Source organism: Microcoleus sp. K1-B1 (genome assembly GCF_036704705.1).
In the GTDB taxonomy this organism is placed as follows: domain Bacteria; phylum Cyanobacteriota; class Cyanobacteriia; order Cyanobacteriales; family Microcoleaceae; genus Microcoleus.
On sequence record NZ_JAUBSH010000115.1, the window covers coordinates 1 to 20,103 of the forward strand.

The 20,103-nt window shown below is 45.8% G+C and carries 22 protein-coding genes; 12 read left to right on the forward strand and 10 right to left on the reverse strand.

What is annotated here, in order from left to right:
• Positions 1-313: 313 nt before the first annotated feature.
• The gene (gene nblB / locus QUA83_RS26875) at positions 314-988 is read right to left on the reverse strand and encodes a phycobilisome degradation protein NblB (RefSeq protein ID WP_333296977.1); all 675 of its coding nucleotides are present in this window, start codon (positions 986-988) and stop codon (positions 314-316) included.
• A gap of 12 nt (positions 989-1,000) precedes the next feature.
• Between nblB and QUA83_RS26880 the strand changes: the two genes are divergently transcribed.
• The gene (locus tag QUA83_RS26880; protein WP_333296979.1) at positions 1,001-1,153 is read left to right on the forward strand and encodes a hypothetical protein; all 153 of its coding nucleotides are present in this window, start codon (positions 1,001-1,003) and stop codon (positions 1,151-1,153) included.
• A gap of 206 nt (positions 1,154-1,359) precedes the next feature.
• On the opposite strand, the gene QUA83_RS26885 is transcribed toward QUA83_RS26880, so the two are convergent.
• The gene (locus QUA83_RS26885; RefSeq protein ID WP_333296981.1) at positions 1,360-1,821 is read right to left on the reverse strand and encodes a CBS domain-containing protein; all 462 of its coding nucleotides are present in this window, start codon (positions 1,819-1,821) and stop codon (positions 1,360-1,362) included.
• A gap of 244 nt (positions 1,822-2,065) precedes the next feature.
• Between QUA83_RS26885 and QUA83_RS26890 the strand changes: the two genes are divergently transcribed.
• From QUA83_RS26890 to QUA83_RS26900, 3 genes are all read left to right on the forward strand, one after another.
• Positions 2,066-2,392: a (2Fe-2S) ferredoxin domain-containing protein gene (locus tag QUA83_RS26890; RefSeq protein WP_333296982.1), complete on the forward strand. Its 327-nt coding sequence runs from the start codon at positions 2,066-2,068 to the stop codon at positions 2,390-2,392.
• 81 nt (positions 2,393-2,473) lie between these two features.
• Positions 2,474-3,916, forward strand: a complete 1,443-nt coding sequence (gene dacB / locus QUA83_RS26895) for a D-alanyl-D-alanine carboxypeptidase/D-alanyl-D-alanine endopeptidase (protein WP_445301820.1) — start codon at positions 2,474-2,476, stop codon at positions 3,914-3,916.
• A gap of 217 nt (positions 3,917-4,133) precedes the next feature.
• Positions 4,134-5,030 carry an alpha/beta hydrolase gene (locus QUA83_RS26900; RefSeq protein ID WP_333296986.1) on the forward strand — a complete coding sequence of 299 codons (897 nt, stop codon included), beginning with the start codon at positions 4,134-4,136 and terminating at the stop codon, positions 5,028-5,030.
• A gap of 264 nt (positions 5,031-5,294) precedes the next feature.
• Here QUA83_RS26900 and QUA83_RS26905 read toward each other — a convergent pair whose 3' ends face one another.
• Positions 5,295-5,519: a helix-turn-helix transcriptional regulator gene (locus tag QUA83_RS26905; RefSeq protein WP_333036912.1), complete on the reverse strand. Its 225-nt coding sequence runs from the start codon at positions 5,517-5,519 to the stop codon at positions 5,295-5,297.
• Positions 5,520-5,548: 29 nt separating this feature from the next.
• Positions 5,549-6,022, reverse strand: coding sequence for a Coq4 family protein (locus QUA83_RS26910; RefSeq protein WP_333296988.1), 474 nt, complete (start codon positions 6,020-6,022; stop codon positions 5,549-5,551).
• Positions 6,023-6,639: 617 nt separating this feature from the next.
• Between QUA83_RS26910 and QUA83_RS26915 the strand changes: the two genes are divergently transcribed.
• On the forward strand, positions 6,640-7,359 hold the full coding sequence (locus QUA83_RS26915) for a hypothetical protein (RefSeq protein ID WP_333296990.1): 720 nt from the start codon (positions 6,640-6,642) through the stop codon (positions 7,357-7,359).
• Between the two features lie 554 nt (positions 7,360-7,913).
• Here QUA83_RS26915 and QUA83_RS26920 read toward each other — a convergent pair.
• From QUA83_RS26920 to recA, 3 genes are all read right to left on the reverse strand, one after another.
• The gene (locus tag QUA83_RS26920) at positions 7,914-8,180 is read right to left on the reverse strand and encodes a Txe/YoeB family addiction module toxin (protein ID WP_333296991.1); all 267 of its coding nucleotides are present in this window, start codon (positions 8,178-8,180) and stop codon (positions 7,914-7,916) included.
• Positions 8,173-8,427 carry a type II toxin-antitoxin system Phd/YefM family antitoxin gene (locus QUA83_RS26925; RefSeq protein ID WP_242720579.1) on the reverse strand — a complete coding sequence of 85 codons (255 nt, stop codon included), beginning with the start codon at positions 8,425-8,427 and terminating at the stop codon, positions 8,173-8,175. Before QUA83_RS26925 ends, QUA83_RS26920 begins: the two co-directional genes overlap by 8 nt.
• A 346-nt stretch (positions 8,428-8,773) precedes the next feature.
• Positions 8,774-9,910 (reverse strand): recombinase RecA, encoded by a 1,137-nt coding sequence (recA, locus tag QUA83_RS26930; protein ID WP_333296994.1) that lies wholly within the window; start codon positions 9,908-9,910, stop codon positions 8,774-8,776.
• A gap of 316 nt (positions 9,911-10,226) precedes the next feature.
• Here recA and QUA83_RS26935 point away from each other — a divergent pair, with 316 nt between their 5' ends.
• Together QUA83_RS26935 and QUA83_RS26940 are read left to right on the forward strand one after the other, a co-directional pair.
• Positions 10,227-11,843, forward strand: a complete 1,617-nt coding sequence (locus tag QUA83_RS26935; RefSeq protein ID WP_333296995.1) for a glycosyltransferase family 39 protein — start codon at positions 10,227-10,229, stop codon at positions 11,841-11,843.
• A gap of 366 nt (positions 11,844-12,209) precedes the next feature.
• A complete protein-coding gene (locus tag QUA83_RS26940; RefSeq protein WP_333296997.1) occupies positions 12,210-13,745 on the forward strand; it encodes a peptide ligase PGM1-related protein in 1,536 nt (511 codons plus the stop codon).
• A gap of 172 nt (positions 13,746-13,917) precedes the next feature.
• On the opposite strand, the gene lepB is transcribed toward QUA83_RS26940, so the two are convergent.
• Positions 13,918-14,526 (reverse strand): signal peptidase I, encoded by a 609-nt coding sequence (gene lepB / locus QUA83_RS26945; protein WP_333153909.1) that lies wholly within the window; start codon positions 14,524-14,526, stop codon positions 13,918-13,920.
• 89 nt (positions 14,527-14,615) lie between these two features.
• Between lepB and QUA83_RS26950 the strand changes: the two genes are divergently transcribed.
• The 3 genes from QUA83_RS26950 to QUA83_RS26960 are packed head-to-tail and all read left to right on the forward strand — an operon-like array spanning position 14,616 to position 16,784.
• Positions 14,616-15,938, forward strand: a complete 1,323-nt coding sequence (locus tag QUA83_RS26950; RefSeq protein WP_333296998.1) for a dihydroorotase — start codon at positions 14,616-14,618, stop codon at positions 15,936-15,938.
• A gap of 60 nt (positions 15,939-15,998) precedes the next feature.
• A complete protein-coding gene (locus QUA83_RS26955) occupies positions 15,999-16,325 on the forward strand; it encodes a DUF433 domain-containing protein (RefSeq protein WP_333296999.1) in 327 nt (108 codons plus the stop codon).
• Between the two features lie 3 nt (positions 16,326-16,328).
• Complete coding sequence (locus QUA83_RS26960; RefSeq protein ID WP_445301819.1) at positions 16,329-16,784, forward strand: DUF5615 family PIN-like protein; 456 nt, start codon at positions 16,329-16,331, stop codon at positions 16,782-16,784.
• A 34-nt stretch (positions 16,785-16,818) separates the two neighbouring features.
• On the opposite strand, the gene tsaE is transcribed toward QUA83_RS26960, so the two are convergent.
• Together tsaE and QUA83_RS26970 are read right to left on the reverse strand one after the other, a co-directional pair.
• On the reverse strand, positions 16,819-17,268 hold the full coding sequence (gene tsaE, locus QUA83_RS26965; RefSeq protein ID WP_333297001.1) for a tRNA (adenosine(37)-N6)-threonylcarbamoyltransferase complex ATPase subunit type 1 TsaE: 450 nt from the start codon (positions 17,266-17,268) through the stop codon (positions 16,819-16,821).
• Between the two features lie 124 nt (positions 17,269-17,392).
• Positions 17,393-18,793, reverse strand: a complete 1,401-nt coding sequence (locus QUA83_RS26970) for a gluconeogenesis factor YvcK family protein (RefSeq protein WP_333297002.1) — start codon at positions 18,791-18,793, stop codon at positions 17,393-17,395.
• A 164-nt stretch (positions 18,794-18,957) separates the two neighbouring features.
• Here QUA83_RS26970 and QUA83_RS26975 point away from each other — a divergent pair, with 164 nt between their 5' ends.
• Together QUA83_RS26975 and QUA83_RS26980 are read left to right on the forward strand one after the other, a co-directional pair.
• Entirely contained in the window at positions 18,958-19,740 is a 783-nt protein-coding gene (locus QUA83_RS26975; protein WP_333157025.1) for an ATP-binding cassette domain-containing protein, read from the forward strand.
• A gap of 86 nt (positions 19,741-19,826) precedes the next feature.
• Entirely contained in the window at positions 19,827-20,030 is a 204-nt protein-coding gene (locus QUA83_RS26980; RefSeq protein WP_333297003.1) for a four helix bundle protein, read from the forward strand.
• Positions 20,031-20,103 lie beyond the last annotated feature (73 nt).

The window sequence follows — 20,103 nt, forward strand, 5'->3', positions numbered from 1 at the left end:
AGTTTTTGAGCAACAGCTTGCCTTCTGCTAAAAGGCTGCTACTTTTAGCTGCACTGATTTTTTAGTCTAAACTACAGATTTTAGATTTTTCCTGATTAGTATGGTTTACCCTACGCACCCAGCCTGCGGGCTGGCTTGCTATAAACCCGGTTTCTACGAGTTTTGCAGAGAGGAACGACAAATATAGGAAGAAACCGGGTTTCTGAATTCTGTGTGCGATCACGAACAGAGTTTTTAGTAGAATCTTCACAAAAAATTCTAAATTAATTCAAAATTCACAACCGCGCAGGCTTGTTCGCGAACGAAAGCAATCTCAAGATTTCAAACTATTTTCTTGTCCGACTTTAGCCTCCTGAGCCACTTGCTCAACCTCATCTTTGGCGAGAATTTCCAAAGCTGTCTGTGCTTCTGCACCGCCCAACCGCCCCAAAGCTTGAGCTACTCTGTAACGGATCTGCCAATCTGCATTGGAAGCGTAGGGAAGCAGCAGCGGCAGCGCCCGTTTATCTCCCAATTCACCTAATGCGCTGATGGCAATGGTTTGGATCAATTCGTTTTCAGAATTCAGGGCATTTTCTAACATCGGAAAGGCTTTCGGATCTCCCATTTCTCCCAAAGCCGCGACGATGCTCAGTTGCACCAGCCATTCAGAGGTACTGCTATAAACTTGCTGCAAATCTTCTAAAGCATCGGTTAATTTCAATGCCCCCAAAGCATCGGCTGCTGCTGCTTGCACGTCTGGTTCGGGGTCGTTGTTCAAGCTGTTTCGCAGTACCTCTAAGGCGTTCGGCAGATTCTCCGTGCCGAGGGTTGATAATTGGCTGACTGCTGCGTAGCGAACCCGGACGTTTTTGTCGCCGATCGCGCTTTGAATCAGTTTATAGGCGATCGCGGGTTCTAGTTGGCGCAGTTGGTTGACTGCTCGCAGTCTTTCGCCAAAATCCTCGGAATTCAGCAATTGTTCGACAGACTCAGGGGTAATGCTCATCGGATTTTAGATTTGATAATTGGGAAGAAGGAAGAAGGAAGAAGGAAGAAGGAAGAGGGGAGAAGGAAGAGGGAAGAGGGAAGAAGGAAGAGGGAAGAAGGAAGAAGAAGAAGAAGCAAGAAAGAAAAAATTGCTCTGCGTCTATTCCTGACTTCCGTGTCGTGAATCTAGATAAGTAACCACACAAAATTAATTACATAAAGACTCCTTGCTAGGCAAGGGTTTCAGTAGAAATATTGTGTAATTAATTCTGCACACCTACTTAATTGGTAACTGCAAAAAGTCAGCGAGATTGAAAGAGCGATTCCCTACGGGATAGCTTCGCTTCACGACTCATTTTCTGATACAGTCCTGGAACTGCAACAGTTAATTTAAGATTCGGCAGCCATCGAACGGATAATATCTCCCCTAGTGAGGATGCCGATTACTTTGCCCGCCGAATCGACCACAGGCAATCGATGGATGCTGCGATCGTGCATCAGTTTGGCAGCTTCTTGGAGAGATTTGTCGGGACCGATGGTAACTGGCTCTGTACTCATCGCTTCTCCTACTGTTTGTCCTAAAGCCTTGTGGAGTTCTCGCTCGTAACGAGAGGGATTTTCTAAGTAAATCACGCTATCGAGCACCATGATATAAGCGGGCGGAGTTACGCCGCTTTCCCGCCACATCAAGTCGGTTTCGGAGATGACTCCTACCAACAAGTCATTCTCATCTACGACGGGAAGACCGCTAATGCGTCGATCGGCTAAAATTTTAATCGCTTCGTTCAAGGGCATTTCGGGTCGCGCCAAAATCGGCTCGCGGCTCATTACATCGGCTACTGTTTTTGGCATGATTAGCGGTTGATTCAGTTATCTCTCCTTATCGATCATATAGGGAAAGCGTGACACAGAATGAAGAAAGGCAGCTCTGCTGAAGGGATTCGTTAGAAGGTAGAAGGAAGGAAAAAGTTTGAATGCCAGAATTTTGCTGTTTTTTTCGATCGCACTATAAAATTCTGCCGTTTACCGGACTCCGGCGAGCGATCGACCTGACAAGATTGTTAAGATATCTTAAAGAGCGGATAAATCCTTACCAATGCCAGAATCTCCAGCCAGAGAACCAGACTCCCAACCAGAAGCGCGCTGTGTATTGGTTTGCCAGTATCAATCTTGCCTGAAAAATGGTTCAGCAGCAGTGCTAGCTGCTTTTGAAGCTCAACAAGTTGCCGGGGTGAAAGTGGAAGCCTGTAGTTGTCAGGGACAGTGCACCACTGGCCCGACTGTACGAGTTACCCCAGACGAAATTTGGTATTGTCGAGTTAAGCCGAGTGATGTACCGTTAATTGTGGAAGAGCACCTCAAAGAGGGAAAACCTGTAGAGGCGCTATTCAATCCGAGAATTCATGCGCGTTATTATTATTAATATTGACTTGATTCGGTGAAACTTCCAATATCGGGCGCATCTAATTTTAATAGTTATTGTTAAGGAACTGGCACTTTGAAAATCCAAGGAATTGCGCTTAGTTTGTTGGTCCTAATTCTGGGGCGTCCGTCGGCGGTTGCTGCTCAAACGTCGGCGGTTGCTGGGGATATTTGTCCGGGGGAATTGGGGGCGCAAGTAGATGCGATCGCCAACCGTCCCGAATTTAGCCGATCGCGCTGGGGCATTTTGATTCAACCTCTATCTTCTACTACTACTCTCTACAGCCGCGACGCCCAAAAATATTTTATTCCAGCATCAAATGCCAAGCTGCTAACCACAGCCGCTGCTTTGCAGAAACTGGGTGCAGATTTTAGGATTAAGACATCGGTTTACAGCGGCGAAAATGGGAGTTTGTACGTTGCCGGCAGGGGAGATCCGAGCATTGCTGAGGCTCAGTTGAAATCTTTGGCGCAGCAGTTGAAGCAGCGGGGAATCAGTCAAGTTAACCAGTTGATTGGCGATGACAGCTATTTTCAAGGCAATGCAGTCAATCCTAATTGGGAATGGGAAGACGCGCAAGCAGGCTACGGAGCGCCGATTAACAGTTTAATTTTCAATCAAAACGCGATCGACCTTCTTTTGTCCCCACAGGCTCTGGGGCAACCTCTGAAAGTTACTTTTGCCGAACCAAAGCTGGCAAATCAGTGGCAACTTCAGAACAATACTGTTACCGTCGCTCAAAACGAATCTGAGTTTATTGAAGTTGGCCGGGAGTTCGATCGACCTATAATTCGAGTGGGCGGACAGTTGAAAGTTGGTGGCGAACCGGAATCAGCTTATGTCGCAGTTGTCAACCCCGCTAATAATTTTTTGCAGTATTTTCAACAAGCCCTGGCTGCTGAGGGAATTCCTGTTAAACAGGCTTTAGTTGCATCGGCTTCTCGCAATTTAAATCAAGAATTAGCGACCGTTGAATCGCCGCCGCTGGCGGAATTGGTGAGAGAAACTAATCGCATAAGTAACAATCTTTATGCAGAAGTTTTATTGAGATTGTTGGGGAAAGTTACAGACAAGATGCCTGTGCCACAAGAGGATACAGGTGAAAGCGGTTTGAAAGAGCTAAAGGCAGTTTTAACTCAATTAGGAGTAAATCCAAACAGCTACATATTAGCCGACGGTTCCGGCTTGTCTCGGCACAATTTAATTACTCCAGAAGCCTTGGTGCAAACTTTGAGACTTATGGCCAATTCACCTGCTGCATCTATTTACCGCCAGTCACTGCCGATCGCTGGCGAGAGCGGCACTTTGAAAAATCGCTTTAATACTACACCAAATCGCGTAATTATGCAAGCAAAAACCGGAACTATGAGCGGAGTTTCGGCGCTGTCGGGATATATCGAAGTTCCGAATTACGAGCCGCTGGTGTTTAGCATTATCGTCAATCAATCTGACCTATCGACTGCAAAAATGCGATCGGCAACGGACGAAATTGTGCTATTATTGAATCGCCTGCGCCGCTGTTAAAACAATACATTTAAGGTGATAAACTTGAACTCAGTAGTTACACCTAAAACACAGGACACGCCAAAACCCTACAAGTTTTAAGTTTGATTAGATTGCAGCGGCGGGGATCGAAAAGCAGCTACAATAAAAGTAGAAAAATTAACACCATTGGGACGTTTTAGCCTGCTACCAGTCGGCGGGTTCTGTACTTCCCGAAAATAAGTCTAACTTTCCAACTATGAATTCTTTCGATTCCGAACAGCAACACATCTTTGTCGAAACCAATAACATCCGCCTGCACTGTGTTTCTCAAGGAGAAGGCGAGCTCGTTCTCCTCCTGCATGGGTTTCCAGAGTTTTGGTACTCTTGGCGTCATCAAATCCCTGCTTTAGCGCGTCATTTCAAGGTAGTAGTGCCGGATTTGCGGGGCTACAACGATTCCGATAAGCCGGAAAGCGGCTATGATTTAGATACGCTGAGCGCGGATATTCGCGGTTTGATTTCGAGCCTCGGTTATACAAAAGCTCACGTTGTAGGTCATGATTGGGGAGGAGCGATTGCGTGGCACTTAGCTCAAAAATTTCCCGAACAACTCAACCGCTTGGCAATTTTAAACGCTCCGCACCCGCAGCGATTCATGCAGGAAATGGCGAGCAATTTAGATCAAATCCGCCGCAGTTGGTACGTTTTGGCGTTTCAGGTTCCCGGCATTCCGGAATTGTTGATCCGGCAAAACTTGAAAGATTTTGTACACAATGTTTTCCAAGGACAAGCTGTTCGCAAAGGATCTTTTAGCGCTGAGGAAACTAAGATTTATCAGACTGCTTTAGAAAAGCCGGGAGTATTAGCCGCCGCTATCAATTATTACCGGCAGATGTTTCACCCGCAGAGGCTGTGGAATTTGGGGCAGAAATTAGAACCTGTGACAGTGCCTACTTTGGTGCTTTGGGGAGAAGAAGATGCGTTTTTGAGCCACAAACTTGTAGAAGGTTTAGACAGATTAATTACGGCTCCGTTTAAGTTGAAATTAGTTCCTCACTGTGGTCACTGGATTCAGCAGGAAGCGCCGCAAACGGTGAATCGAGAATTGCTGAGTTTCCTGAGAAATTCTTCTCGTTCTGTGGCTGTGGCATAGAAAAAAATTAACGCTTGCAAATAAGAACGGGCAAGATGCCCGTTCCACAAGAAGATTGAATTTTTGTGGAACGGGCATCTTGCCCGTTCTTAATATCTGACGCACCCTACTTATTGATCAATACGCTTGGGTTAAAACTGTTTATTCCTCGGAGATCCCCCTAAATCCCCCTTAAGAAAGGGGACTTTGAGTAAGTTCTTGTTCCCCCCTTAAGAAGGGGGGCTAGGGAGGATCGGGCTTAACTGAACCGTATTGACTTATCGATCAGTCCCAGAGCAAATTTTCTTGGATCAGCAGTGCAATCATCGCAGTTCTGGAACAAACACCGAGTTTGATAAAAATTCGCCTCACGTAAGTAGCAACCGTCCAGTGACTAATATTTAAATTTTTGGCAATACATTTGTTGGGCAGGCCTTGGGCTACTAATTGCGCGATCGCTCTTTCGCGTGGACTCAGGCTAATTTCCGGTTTGTAACTTTTGCTTTGCATATTTTTGCAATGAGGTAACGAGTTAAAATCTAATCAATTAAGGGTAGAATTCCGAGTTTTTCTCGAACTTCAGATAAAGGAGTTTCCCAATCAGATGCAACGTCCCAATTAATTAGCCGAGTGGCTAATTTTCCGTGTTTTAAGCCTTTGATAATTTGTCCGATCGCGCATTTGCCGCTGATCAGTCCAACTAACACTAAAATCGCACAAGAAGGACGAAATACTTGAGCGCGAGTAAACGCTTGAAGTATCAACTCATCTTCTGTTGAAGCTGAAAGACCAGTCAGAACGTGCCACACGTCGTGATTTCGCTGAATCCAGTCTCCCGATGCGATCGGCTCAAAGCCTTGTTCGTCTAGAAATCGCGCCACTTCGCACCCTAATGTTCCTGCTGGCAGTTGGCGCAATTTTGCCAAGTCTATTTCAAAGTGTCGATCGCTCTCAATTTGAGGATTAATTGTTTGAGCCATCTTTAATATAACTCCTAATTGACCGTCAGCCACAATTTATTCTCCCTTCAACAATGATTTAAGTTTCGAGCAAATTAATTTGTGTTTGTCAAGTTCATTTTTGCGCTGAATCAAGACGACTTTTTTTACCGACTCAGCTTAAAAATCGTACTTTCTGTCAAACCAATCGGCGATCAGGAGCTTTTACATTTCTTTACAAACCTTCTTAGATGTGAAATCTGCTATCTGTAAAAATCGCCCTAGTGTTTGGAATCCCCACTTGACTCACCGGGAAGTACCCGTAAAATCTACAGTATCTAGCGGTGATTGGAACTCCCTTACTTACGTATATAAATTTATTCTGCTGCTAATTATTGGAACTTGCAATGAGTCAGAAGTCGAAGCTTGCAGGCATCGTGATGCAGGTGCATACAAGTGAAGAGAGTAGAAGCAAGCTGAAGCAAGGTGAAGTTATGCAGAGTTGATATTTCGGAATTACGCAGTAGTGCCAATCCCCTGTGGTTGCCGAATTTGTAGTGGCAATCATGGGGGATTCCCCGTATGTCGTTAGAATGTCGCTCAAATGAGTGACACTCATTTGAGCGACTGGTGAAATATCTTCACCAACAGCTACAAATAAAGTAGAGATTCATATCATACAAGGTGTTGCTGTGAAAAAACTTTATATTTTGTTATCCACAGGAGTTGTGTCATTGATTTGGTGCGCTGCTGCTAGCGCTACGACTTATGTTAATCCTAATGGTAAAACTACTTTAAACTTGTCAGAAAAAGGAAACAATCGCAGCGGTTTTTACTTAACCAAAGTAGGGAATCGGGAATTTTTGGGCAATATTCAAATTACCCGTTCCCAAGGATCAGCAGGCTCTTACTATTACAATGGGACTTTCAAAGACAGTGCAACCGGCCCTGGCAGAAAAATTGTTTGTTCAGGGGATATTGCCATTGTCAGGCGTCAAGTTGGAAGAAGCAGCCAATTGGGAGCCGAAGTTACTTGGAAGGTGAAAGGAGGAGAAAATTGTCCTTCTATTGGCCAGACATTTAAAGTAAATTTAGTCGAAGCTTTACCCCGTCCTAATGCAAGTGGCGACTATACTTCTAGCAATGCTAATACTTGGTCGAGTCCAACAAATGGTTTTGTAACTTGGCCTGCTTGGCGAGTCACCTCGCGAGATGGACAGCTCAACTGCCGCAAGACCGCAAACGGAGCAATTCAACAAGTTTACCGCGCGGATAGAGATACAGTTGCTGCTGAACTCAGGGGAGCAAATGCGATTACGATGGCGAACGGTCAACCCTGGTTGCTAACAAGACAAGGCTGTTATGTGCGGGCTAATTCTCAATACGTTCAGCCAGTTTCTATGCCTGAATAACTATTCGTAAATGGCGAGCATCTCAATGAAAGCAGCCAAGCTAGAAATTGGAGTTGGGAGCCAGGAGGAAAGAGGAAGAAGGAAGGAGCCAGAAGAAGTATTTTTACAAATATGAGATGCTCCCAGTTCCGCTGTCAGAGCCACGCAGCTTACCAAAAGACATGAATCCAGTTTACAAGGAGTATTTTGAAAACAATTCTGTTGGGATAAGCTGTTGTGGATTTAAATTGTATGTCAAAAAACAATAAAACTCTTGTGGGGAGTAGGGGTTGGGCGTCCCGCCCGCCTCGAATATGCAATTTACATAAAAAGTCCGCGTTATTTTGTGGCTGCACTACTAAACAATCGATCACTGCATAACAATTGCCATGCAAAGGAGTACCCTCTCATCCCTGTTTATCCTGCAAAACTTACATAGCGTGACAAAAGTTACGCTCGCCCGTTAAATAGAAACTCGCTATCATCATAAAATTAAAATTAAACTTCTCAAAGAATCGCCGACTTTCCTGTTAAACAAAAACGCCGCACCCTAGCTAAGCAGGCTAAGGAGGATGTCAATCAGAATAGTGGTATCGACAAGAGATAATCGTTAGATACTCGTCATCCACAGCATAAACTAATCGATTCGTATCATCAATTCGCCTCGACCAAAAACCAGCCAAGTTCTCCCTCAGTGCTTCTGGCTTTCCGATCCCCTCAAACGGCAATCGGATTGTTGCCTCAATTAGCTTGTTAATTCGTTTTAACGTTTTCTTGTCTTGCCCTTGCCAATATAAATAATCGCCCCAAGCCTCATCCGTCCATGCTAACTTTCTAGTCATCCAACAAATTTCGCTCCACCACTTTCCCCTGCTTAAACTGAGCAATAGAACGCTCCAAATGGGCAGCATTGGCGGGAGATTTGAGTAAATGAACTGTTTCCAGCAAACTATTAAAGAACTCTAGCGACATCACCACGGCATCCTCCGCATCCCGTCTAGTGATGATGGTATAGTCCGTATCTTCCACTACTCTGTCTAAAACAGCCTTGAGGTTATTTCTCGCTTCGCTAAAAGAAACAATATTCATGTACTTGATACTTGTACTACTTACTGTACAAGTATAGCAATCCGCAATATATTCGGCAATCCCGAACTCAGATCGTGTCCGGTCAATTTACTGGTTCTATGGCTGGAGCCTGGGAACCGATACCTAGAGGAAGAGCTGAAGCCCAGCGAAAATTAAATTCGAGGCTCTAGGTCGCTGTTGAGCGTTACTTTCGCTCCAGCCTGGTAAGCGACCAAGAGCCGAAGCCCAGCGAAAATTAAATTCGAGGCTCTAGGTCGCTGTTGAGCGTTACTTTCGCTCCAGCCTGGTAACGAGTAAACAACCAGTAAACAACCAGTAAACGAGTAAGAATTGAGGACTAAAAAACTTAGATTTCTTCGTCCAAACCATCTACATCATCTACATCATTTACATCATCTACATCATCTACATCATCTACATCATCTACCTCAATAGGAGCGACAGAATTAGCAGAAACCAGAGCACCAGTCTCAAGTTTCTTTTTAACTAGCTCCTCAATTTCATTTTTGAAATCGATGTTTTTCTCCATGTGCTGGATCACTTTGTCTCGTCCTTGAGCTATGTTCTCTCCGTTGTAGCTATACCAAGAACCTTTTTTGATGATTACTCCCATTTCGTCGGCCAAGTCAGTCAGACAGCCTAAAGTAGAAATGCCTTTGCCAAATACAATGTCAAATTCGGCAATACGGAAAGGCGGAGCAACTTTATTTTTAGCAACTTTAACTTTCGTGCGGTTGCCGTATTCTTCTGTACCTTTTTTCAAGCTTTGAATGCGGCGAATGTCAAGCCGCACGCTGGCGTAGAACTTGAGTGCGTTACCGCCGGTTGTTGTTTCCGGGTTGCCGTAAGTTATGCCGATTTTCTGCCGCAATTGGTTGAGGAAAATGACGGTACAGCCAGATTTGCCGATGTTGCCGGTGATTTTCCGTAAAGCTTGGCTCATCAAGCGCGCTTGCAAACCCATGTGGGAGTCGCCCATGTCGCCTTCGATTTCGGCGCGGGGGACGAGGGCGGCTACTGAGTCAATTACTACGATATCGACGGCGACGGAACGGACGAGTTGATCGACTATTTCTAGGGCCATTTCGCCGGTATCCGGCTGGGAAACTAAGAGATTTTCAATATCCACGCCTAAAGCTGAGGCGTAGGTGGGATCGAGGGCGTGTTCGGCATCGACGAAGGCTGCGATACCGCCGGATTTTTGGACTTCGGAGATCGCGTGGAGGGCTAGAGTGGTTTTACCGGAACTTTCCGGGCCGTAAATTTCAATGACTCGGCCTTTTGGCAAACCGCCGCCCAAAGCAATGTCCAGTGTCAGGGCTCCGGTGGGAATGGTTTCTACCTTCATGCGAGTGGAGTCTCCCAATCGGACGATCGCCCCTTTGCCAAAGCTGCGCTCGATTTGGGAGAGTACGGAAGTTAGAGCTTTTTGCTTTTCTGAGTTTTCAGTGGAAGTTTTTATAGACGCTTCTTTTTTTGGCATTTGCGGTACGCGGGTAGACCCCTTGCGGAGCTTGTTGATTAACTGTACAACACGTATGTTAGCAGTTATTTTTGGGGTCTGGAGGTTCTGGGAGCATTTGGTTGAAGATTCTTGATTTTGGGGTGGTTCAGCCTGATCCAAGCTTCAGAATGCCCAAGATGTAGAAGATATTTAACTGCTTCCCAGGCTCTGTCTGGGAACCGATGTAAGCGAGGTTCTGCCTCGAAAAGCTTACATTAAAATTGGAGGCAGAGCCTCCGGATCTGTGTTACCAGGCAGAGCCTGGTAACAAGTAATCGCCACAATTAGGACAAGCATGGCATCTACAACACATCAAGACACATCTGTCAATAGCAAAAATTCCCGCTGGTTGATTAACTTATTGGCGATCGGCATTTTACTTGGTATCGGATTTCGGTTTTTTGAGATCGATCGCAAACTGTACTGGCACGACGAAGCTTACACATCCATCCGCGCCGCTGGTTTCACACGCCAAGAAATCGACGACGAACTATTCCAAAACCGGATTTTTCCCGCACCACAATTGCAAAAATATCAGCGGATTAAACCGGGAAGTACAGAAGCAGACACAATTCGTTCTTTAGCACTAGAAGACCCGCAACATCCGCCTTTATACTTTCTCATGGCTCGTTGGTGGATGCAGCAATTTGGCAGTTCTCTAACAGCCTCCCGCACTTTGCCAGCAATATTGAGTTTGCTGTCGCTGCCTTTGATGTACGCTTTAGCTCAGGAACTTTTCGCCTCGAATTTGGCTGCGTTATTAGCAACAGCACTTTTGGCTTTATCTCCCTTTGACATCTTGTTTGCTCAGACAGCAAGGCAGTACAGTTTGCTGACAGCCACAGTTATTGGCAGCAGTTGGCTGCTGCTGAGAGCAGTGCGGTTGCGGGGTTGGAAAAATTGGGTATTTTACTCGCTGACGATCGCCCTTGGTTTCTACACTCACCCGTTCTTCAGTTTAACACTCATTGGACACGGAGTTTTTATAATTTCTTACTGGCTGTTTGTCAAAAAAACAAAATTGCGAGGTCATGTAACTAATTCCCAATTTTTCTTAGCAGTAACCGCAGGTTTAATATTGTATCTTCCGTGGATTTACGTGCTGGCGACTAACCTGGGACGAGCATCAGCGACGACAGATTGGACGCGAGTATCTCCGGGTTGGCTGTATCTTGTCAAATTGTGGACGCTCAGCTTTACAGCCTTATTTTTTGACTTCGACTTCGGGTTTGATAATATTTGGACTTATCTGCTGAGATTGCCATTTTTGCTGTTAATTGCGACAGCCCTTTACACAATCTGCCGTCGGGCTAGCACTTCAAATTGGCTGTTTATTGTAACATCAATTTTTGTACCTTTTTTGATACTGGCCTTACCGGATCTAATCCTAGGCGGCAAACGTTCTGCCGTCAGCCGTTATCTGATTTCGTGCTTTCCGGGAGTGCAGCTAGCAGTTGCTTACTTGCTCGCCAGTAACGTGAAAACTCAGCAGCGGTTTTGGCAAGTCATTTTAGCCCTGGTTTTTACAGCAAGTATAGCATCCTGTACAGTTAGCGGTTTTTCTGATACTTGGTGGAGCAAAGACTTGAGCTATTTTAATGCTGAAGTTGCGAAAATTATTAACAAAGAGGCGATAGCTAACCGATCGATTAAAGATACAATTGTAATTAGCGATCGCGGCAACGATTTTACGAACATGGGAGATTTGCTGTCTCTGAGTTATTTGCTCGACAAAGACGTGCGGCTGATGCTGATGAGCCAGTCGCCAGAAATCGAGATGCTGAACAAATATTCGGCTCCCCTGGTGTTCCGCCCTTCGGAAAAATTGCGATCTGCTCTCAAGCAAAATCAACGCCGCTTAGAGCCGATATTGGAATATGCCAGACTTTTTCGAGCGCGGCGAGCTTCTTAGAGCAGATTGACAGAAATGGACGATCGTCCCGATAGGGTACGTCAGTGGATTTTAGATTTTAGATTTTAGATTTTAGATTTATGCCACAGATGAATCTGGGAGATTAAACTTTGGTCTAAAATTTTTGGCTCTTCACGATAGGAGTACGTGGCAGGGTATCGGTTTTTGGCCGGGGGCAGAAAAAACTGTTTTAATTGCCTCAAATATTTCGACTGACGCACCTTAAATCACTATTTGGGCATTTTTGTCAATATTCCTGGTAAAGTGCGTCAGACAAAAAACTGTGTGAGTTGTCTCAACTATTGGGGCTGACACACCCGACATCATCATCAGCAATAATTATTTGAATAGTTAGGATTAAACACAATGCAAGAGTTAAATAATTCATCTTCCGAATCCGCGCAGAAGTTTCGCAATCTTCAGGCAGAATTACGGGAACGTTGGCGAGCGATAGAAGAATTCGACGGCGGAGATTGTGACATTATTATTATTCCTTCTCTCAGCTTAGATCAGCAAGAAATGCAGAAAGTTGAGGGTGCTTACCATTACGAAGAGAGGCATTTATTTTCATTGATTCGCCTGCGAAATCCGCGCACGCGCTTAATTTACATTACCTCCGAGCCCTTGCACCCGATGATTGTGGATTATTACCTGCAATTGCTGCCGGGAATTCCATTTTCTCACGCGCGCGATCGGCTTGTGCTATTCAGTGCTTACGATGCTTCTGCCAAATCCCTCACCCAGAAAATTTTAGATCGTCCCCGCTTAATGGAGCGCATTCGTCAAGCAGTGCGGCCGACAAAATCTTATATGGTTTGTTATAACTCGACGCCCTTAGAACGCGAGTTATCTGTTCAATTGGGGATTCCTTTGTGGGCCAGCGATCCCGATCTGTTATACTGGGGAACCAAAAGCGGTAGCAGGCAAATTTTTAAAGAATGTGGCGTGCCTTATCCTGACGGTTCCGAGTTGGTTTGGAATGCGGAAGATTTAGCGGAAGCTGCGGCGGATTTGTGGACGCGGCAGCCGCATTTGCAACGGATCGTAATTAAGTTAAATGAAGGTTTTTCGGGGGAAGGAAATGCAATTTTAGATCTGAAGTCCCTCGCAGGTAAAACATCTACAGAAAGAGCGAAGGCAATTGGCGAGCACTTCCATAAATTGCGCTTTCAAGCAACGGGCGAAACCTGGGAAAATTTTAGCAGTCGCATTCCCGAATTAGGGGCAATTGCCGAAGCATTTATCGAAGGAGAAGAAAAGTTCTCGCCCAGTGTTCAAGGCAGAATTGTCCCCAGTGGCGAAGTAGAAATTCTCTCAACCCACGACCAAATTTTAGGAGGCCCAGACGGTCAAATTTTCTTGGGTTGCCAATTTCCGGCGGACGCATCTTATCGAATAGCGTTGCAGGAATTGGGATGGAAAGTAGGACAAAACTTAGCTAAAAAAGGTGCTTTAGAGAGATTTGGAGTAGATTTTCTCGCGGTGCGGCAATCAGACGGCAACTGGGATATGCAAGCAATAGAAATTAACTTGCGGAAAGGAGGCACAACTCATCCGTTTATGGCGCTGAAGCTGTTAACAAATGGTCGGTACGAACGTTCGACAGGATTATTTTACAGCCTGCAGGGCCGTCCAAAATATTATGTCGCTTCGGACAATTTGAAAAAAGAGCGCTATCGGGGATTATTACCGAACGATTTGATGGATATTATTGCTGACAATCAACTGCACTTTGACAGCGGTACTGAGACGGGCAGTGTGTTTCATTTAATGGGTTGTTTGTCGGAGTTTGGCAAATTGGGAGTGACGAGTATTGGCAATTCGCAGCAAGAAGCTGAGGATATGTATAACAAAGTTGTGAAAGTTCTCGATCGCGAAACGTCAGGCGATTTGAAATTTTAGATTTTAGAATTTAGAATTGATCCAGCCAGTAAGCTTAAATCCCCGGCTTCTTGAAGAAGTCGGGGATCTAATATCGTTAGCGTTTTGTATAGCAAACGATAAGACGATTAGGATGTTCTTAATCACCCAAATCATTGCTATTATTGAATTGACCTTCTTGGTTCCGTTAGAGCTAATTTTTAGCGGGATAAATGGGCGTGGGATCGATCGAACCTGTGCGGTTGAGCGGCCAAAAACGCACAATCGCCCTACCGATAATATTTTGCTTGGGTACAAAGCCCCAGTAATGACTGTCACAGCTTGCGTTGCGGTTGTCGCCGAGCACCAAGTAAGAATTTGGGGCTACAACTACAGGCCCGTAGGGATACTGTGGAATTTCTTCAATATATTTTTCCTGTAGCGGCTGCTTGTTAATAAAAACTTTTCCCTCTCTGACTTCCACAGTGTCCCCTGGAAGTCCGATCACTCGCTTGATATAGGCATCTTTGATCGGTGGTGGCTGTCCCGTGCACAAACTAGCCTGGTCAGGAGGCATAAATACGATAATATCTCCTCGCTGGGGCTCTTGGAATCGATAGCTTACCTTATCTATAATTAATCGATCGTTAATTTGTAGGGTTGGGAGCATCGAGCCGGTGGGAATGTAGCGTGCTTCGGCAACCAGGGTGCGGATACCAAAGGCCAAAAATGCTGCTAAGCCGATCGTCTTAATTCCTTCGATCCAAGGATTTTCAGTGTCTTGCGGAGGTTTTTCGTCGGCTGACTTGTCTAGACGAGTCATAGGGTATTGTAGTGACTGAGCTGGATACGAATTATAAACTTAATAATGCTTCCATGCTAGCACGCTGTTTACTGAATTAAGGATATCTTATGACTACCCAATCAAGTTTGTTAATCCGTCGCGCTCGCATTCTTTTGCCCAATGGTGAGTTTTTGGTAGGAGATGTACAAATATGCGATGGCAAAATTGTCCAAGTTGCTGCGGAAATTGTCGAATCTGGCGATCGAGAAATAGATGCCAAAGGCTTAACTCTGTTACCCGGAGTAATTGATCCCCAGGTACACTTCCGGGAACCGGGTTTAGAACACAAGGAAGACTTATTTACCGCTAGCTGTGCTTGCGCTAAAGGCGGCGTGACATCGTTTCTGGAAATGCCGAATACGCGACCTCTGACCACAACCCAAGCTGCCTTAGATGATAAACTAAGTCGCGCTGCCGAGAAGTGTTTGGTGAATTACGGCTTTTTTATTGGTGCAACGCCGGAGAATTTGCCGGATTTGTTGGATGCGAATCCGACTCCGGGAATTAAGGTGTTTATGGGTTCGATGCACGGGCAGTTGTTGGTGGATGGAGAAGCAACTTTAGAGGCGATTTTTGCTAAGGGCGATCGACTAATTGCTGTACACGCAGAAGACCAAGCTAGAATCAACCAGAGGCGTCTTGAATTTGCCGGGATTTCCGATGTTGCCGTGCACTCCCAAATTCAAGACAATCAAGCAGCTTTATTGGCAACTCAGCTAGCATTAAAACTTTCTAATAAATATCAGCGCCGTCTGCACATTCTGCACCTTTCAACTGGGGATGAAGCTGAGTTGTTGCGCCAGGAAAAACCGAGTTGGGTGACAGCAGAAGTTACGCCGCAGCATTTGTTGTTAAATACCAGCGCCTATCAAAAAATTGGCAGTTTAGCTCAGATGAATCCGCCTTTGCGCGAACCCCGCGATAACGAAATACTTTGGCAAGCTTTACTCGACGGCGTAATTGATTTTATCGCCACCGACCATGCGCCGCATACATTAGCAGAAAAAGCTCAAGAATATCCCAATACGCCGTCGGGAATGCCGGGAGTCGAAACTTCTTTGCCTTTGATGCTGACGCAAGCAGTAGAGGGAAGATGTACAGTGGCGCAAGTTGCTAATTGGATGTCGGCGGCAGTTGCTAAGGCTTATAAGATTCCGAACAAAGGGGCGATTGCTCCGGGTTTTGATGCAGATTTAGTCTTAGTTGATTTGGAGAAATACCGCCCGGTGGTGGGCGCAGAGATGGCGAGCAAGTGCGGCTGGAGTTCCTTTGAAGGATGGAATTTAACTGGGTGGCCAGTTGTGACTGTTGTTGGAGGAAAAGTTGTTTTTGAGAATGGTAAATTGGATACAAATGTGAGGGGAGAAGCCTTGACATTTGACGCTGAGTAAGCATGAATAAAACTCAAGTGTTATAATTGGGTATTCCCGCTCGCAAAGGCGATTTTACCCATGCTTCTCCAAGAACTAGAAACACAACTCCTGGCCTTAACTCCGACGGAGAAAGCTGAAGCCATCCGGCTTTTAACCCAAAGTTTAAACAATAGCTGGCCAGGAATTACCAAAACTCCCGACGTGTGTGGTGGGGATGCTTGCATTGCCAAAACTCGCATCCCAGTTGGGCTGCTTGAAAGTTTTCGCCGTGAAGGTTCAAGCGATGCTGAACTTCTACAATTTTATCCCCATCTGGGCGCGGCCGATCTAGTCAATGTTTGGACTTATGCTGATGCACATCTGGAGGAAATCGAAGAAGCAATCTGCAAGAATGAGGAAGCCTGAGTCATGCTGAATTTGTATGCAGACGAACAATTTCCTTTGCCTGTTGTGCAATTGCTGCGCGCTTTTGGTCACAATATCCTGACTGTTCAGGAAGCAGGAAAGGCAGGACTTGGGATTCCCGATCCAGAGGTGCTAGCATTTGCTATAAGCAAAGATAGAGCTGTTTTGACATTAAATCGGTTTGATTTTATCGGACTGCACAACCGACAGCCAGACCACTCTGGTATTATTGTTTGTACCAAAAATCGGAATGTAGAAAGGTTGGCAACACGCATCAATGATGCTATTGCTGGTGAAGAAACTTTGAGAGGCAAATTGATTGGTATTAACCGTCCGCAGCAAGTTCGCGCTGAGATGTTACACCATTCTCTCTTAACAGGCTTTTCGGCCTGTTCCACAAAGAGTGAATTTTCTTATTGTGGAACAGGCCGAAAAGCCTGTTCAGAAAAGGCTAAGTGAGAATGGTACAACATCTAAATTAAATCGCGTTTTCTCAAATTTCCAATTGCCAATCCAATAACTCGCCATTACCAATTACTTCAAGTTGCCGCCCGTTATCTAGATAACTCAAATAAATTTGCAAATAATAGTCGGGTTTGTACTGCAATCTTTCCGCCCATTCGATCGCCACAATTCCCAAATCCCTTTCTAACCCGTCCCAATAACTTTCTAAGTGCAAAGCCTCCGCTTCTTCGGGTTCTAGTCGATACAAATCTAGATGATACAGCGGAATTCGTCCTTCAAAATACTCGTTAATCAGCGTAAAAGTAGGACTCTCAATCGAGTCTGAGATTCCTAAGCCTTCAGCGATACCTTGAACCAAGGTAGTTTTGCCTGCACCTAAATCTCCTTGTAATAAGATTACAGTGCCGGGGGGGAGCGATCGACCTAACGCAACACCCAACTTGCGCGTAGCCTCAGAATCGGGAAGCAAAGTTTTCATTTCAATAATTAGTCATTTGTTATTTGTTATTTGTTATTTGTTACTCGCTGGCGGCCAATAACCAATAACCAATAATATTAGTCAACAGTCAACAGTCAACAGTCAACAGTCAACAGTCAGCAGCTTAAATGTTTTGCGCGCGGCCGTACCAACGCAGCAACATCCCCGCCAACCTTTGCGAATTGTGGCGAATTAAACCCGTATTTTCATCTTCATCCATGACATTGGCGATGACAACTCGCCGCCCCAATTGCGTCACGGCTTCTCGATCGAGCACAACCGGATAAGAATCCTCCTGAGAATAGCGGATCAAAGCCTTTGCAGAAGGGACTTTTCCTTGAACTACTACAGCATCGAACAGCGGCCTGCCGCAAGCGCGGTCGATCGCCCGAATGTGGTCTGCAACACTGTATCCGTCAGTTTCCCCCGGCTGAGTCATAATATTGCACACATAAATGCGCGGAACTTGGCTGTTGGCGATCGCATCAGCAATTTCCGGCACCAACAAATTCGGAATGACACTCGTATAAAGACTCCCCGGCCCAATAATAATAAAATCCGCTTCCCGAAGCCCTTCCACAGCCCTAGGTAATGCCGGAGGATTAGCAGGAGTGCAGCCTATTCTGAGGATTTTTCCGTTAGCTTTGGTAATGCTGGACTCCCCCTCAATCCTGCGGCCGTCAGCGAGTTCTGCCCACAAAGACACGTCGCTCAGAGTAGCCGGCAGCACCTCTCCCCTCACTGCTAAAACTTTAGAACTCGCCGCGATCGCCTGTTCCAAATCTCCAGCAATATCGCTCATCGCCGTCAAAAACAAATTCCCAAAACTGTGACCCACCAAACCGTCACCAGCCCGGAAACGATATTGAAATAACTCAGTCAATAACTTTTCCTCATCTGCCAAAGCAGCCAAACAATTGCGAATGTCTCCCGGCGGCAATACCCCAATTTCCCGCCGCAGCCGCCCGGAAGACCCGCCATCATCCGCCACCGTGACAATAGCAGTGATTTTGGCGCTGTAATCCTTCAATCCCCTGAGCAAATTAGAAAGGCCCGTACCGCCCCCAATTGCCACAATTTTCGGGCCGCGGTTCAAGCGGCGGTGGTTGAGGAGTCGATCGACCAGTTCCTCATTCCCTTCGGGCATCAGCACTTGAGTAATAGAGTTCAAACTGCGAGTTTGTCCCCACAGAATTAATAAAATCCCGCCAGCAATGATGATCGGGCCCGACACGTAATTAGGAACAACTTCCGCAATCCACGCCAAAAAATTTCTCAACAATTGCAATAAGAAGAAAATGGGAGTCATCCCAGTCCAAATCGCTAAACCCAAAGTTGCAAGTACCACGCCGCTAGCACTGATCAGCAGCCACCGTTTCACTAACAGTCCGGGGGCTAACCACTTAAACCACTGGTGAACTCGCCCGTTCCGCAAAGAAGGGGGGTAAGGATTTCTGGATTGGGCAAGAACCTGCTTGGCTTTAGCCAAGACGCGGAGGGCTTTAGGAAGTGAACTAATTGACATGGTTAATTAGTCTTAAGGGTATTGGAACAGCTCGAGCTGACAAATTTACAATACAAGAGAGTTTTGATTCTGGCAGTCAATTTAAGTAATTAGTGATTAGTCATGAGTCATGAGTCATTAGGTAGACTGATGACTGACGACTGACAACTTATTGATAACATCCTATGGCTGAGCCACTAATCGAACTCAAGGGGGTAAGTAAGTCCTTCGGCCAGAACCCGATCCTCGATCAAGTCGATCTGAGGATTTATCGGGGAGAGGCCCTGGCAATTATTGGCCCTTCCGGGACGGGGAAATCTACGATTCTGCGGATAATTGCGGGTTTGTTGGCCCCGGATGCCGGTGAGGTTTTTGTTCAGGGACAGCGCAGGGTCGGATGGGTGGACGACGTGGCAGATCCGATCGGAATTGGGATGGTGTTTCAGCAAGCGGCTTTGTTTGATTCGCTGACGGTGGAGGAGAATGTCGGTTTTTTACTTTACCAGCATTCTAAGCTGCCGCGCCGCCGCATTCGGGAATTGGTGGAGGAAAAGTTGGAGATGGTGGGTTTGCCACGAATTGGCGAACGCTATCCGGCGCAGTTGTCTGGGGGAATGAGGAAGCGGGTAAGTTTTGCCCGCGCTATCATGGCGAATCCTGATAATGACAGGGATAATCCAGAGGTTTTGCTGTACGACGAACCGACGGCGGGTTTAGATCCCATCGCTTCGACGGTAATTGAAGATTTAATCAGAGACTTGCAGGCGGCCCAAGGTGTTTGCAGCACTTATGCGATCGTCACTCACCAAGACAGTACCATCCGTCGCACTGCCGATCGCATCGTATTTCTCTATCGAGGCAAAGTGCAATGGGAGGGAACTGTCAATGACATTGCATCGACAGATAATTTACTGATCCGACAATTTTTTAGCGGCAGTGTTACTGGGCCAATTCAAGCGCTTGGATAGTCAATTGTCAGTTGTCAGTTGTCCGTGGTCAGTTGTCCGTGGTCAGTTGGCAGTGGTTAATTGTTTGTCTTGTGGGGAGATAGTATATGTCACAAACCAACTTTCAGAAGTTAGATGTTTATAAATTAGCTGAAAAATTAGCTGATGAAATTTGGAATATTGTTATAAAATGGGACGCACTAGCAAAAGATACGGTCGGCAAGCAAATAATTCGATCTGCTGATAAGCTGTTGCGGCCTTTAAATTGTATGTCAAAAAAAATCAAAGTCTTGTGGGGAGTAGGGGTCTGAGAGGTGTAGGTTTTTTACAACTAGGAGGAGTTACAAGCATAAAAGGCATCCACAGGAGTGTGAGGGAAGGAAC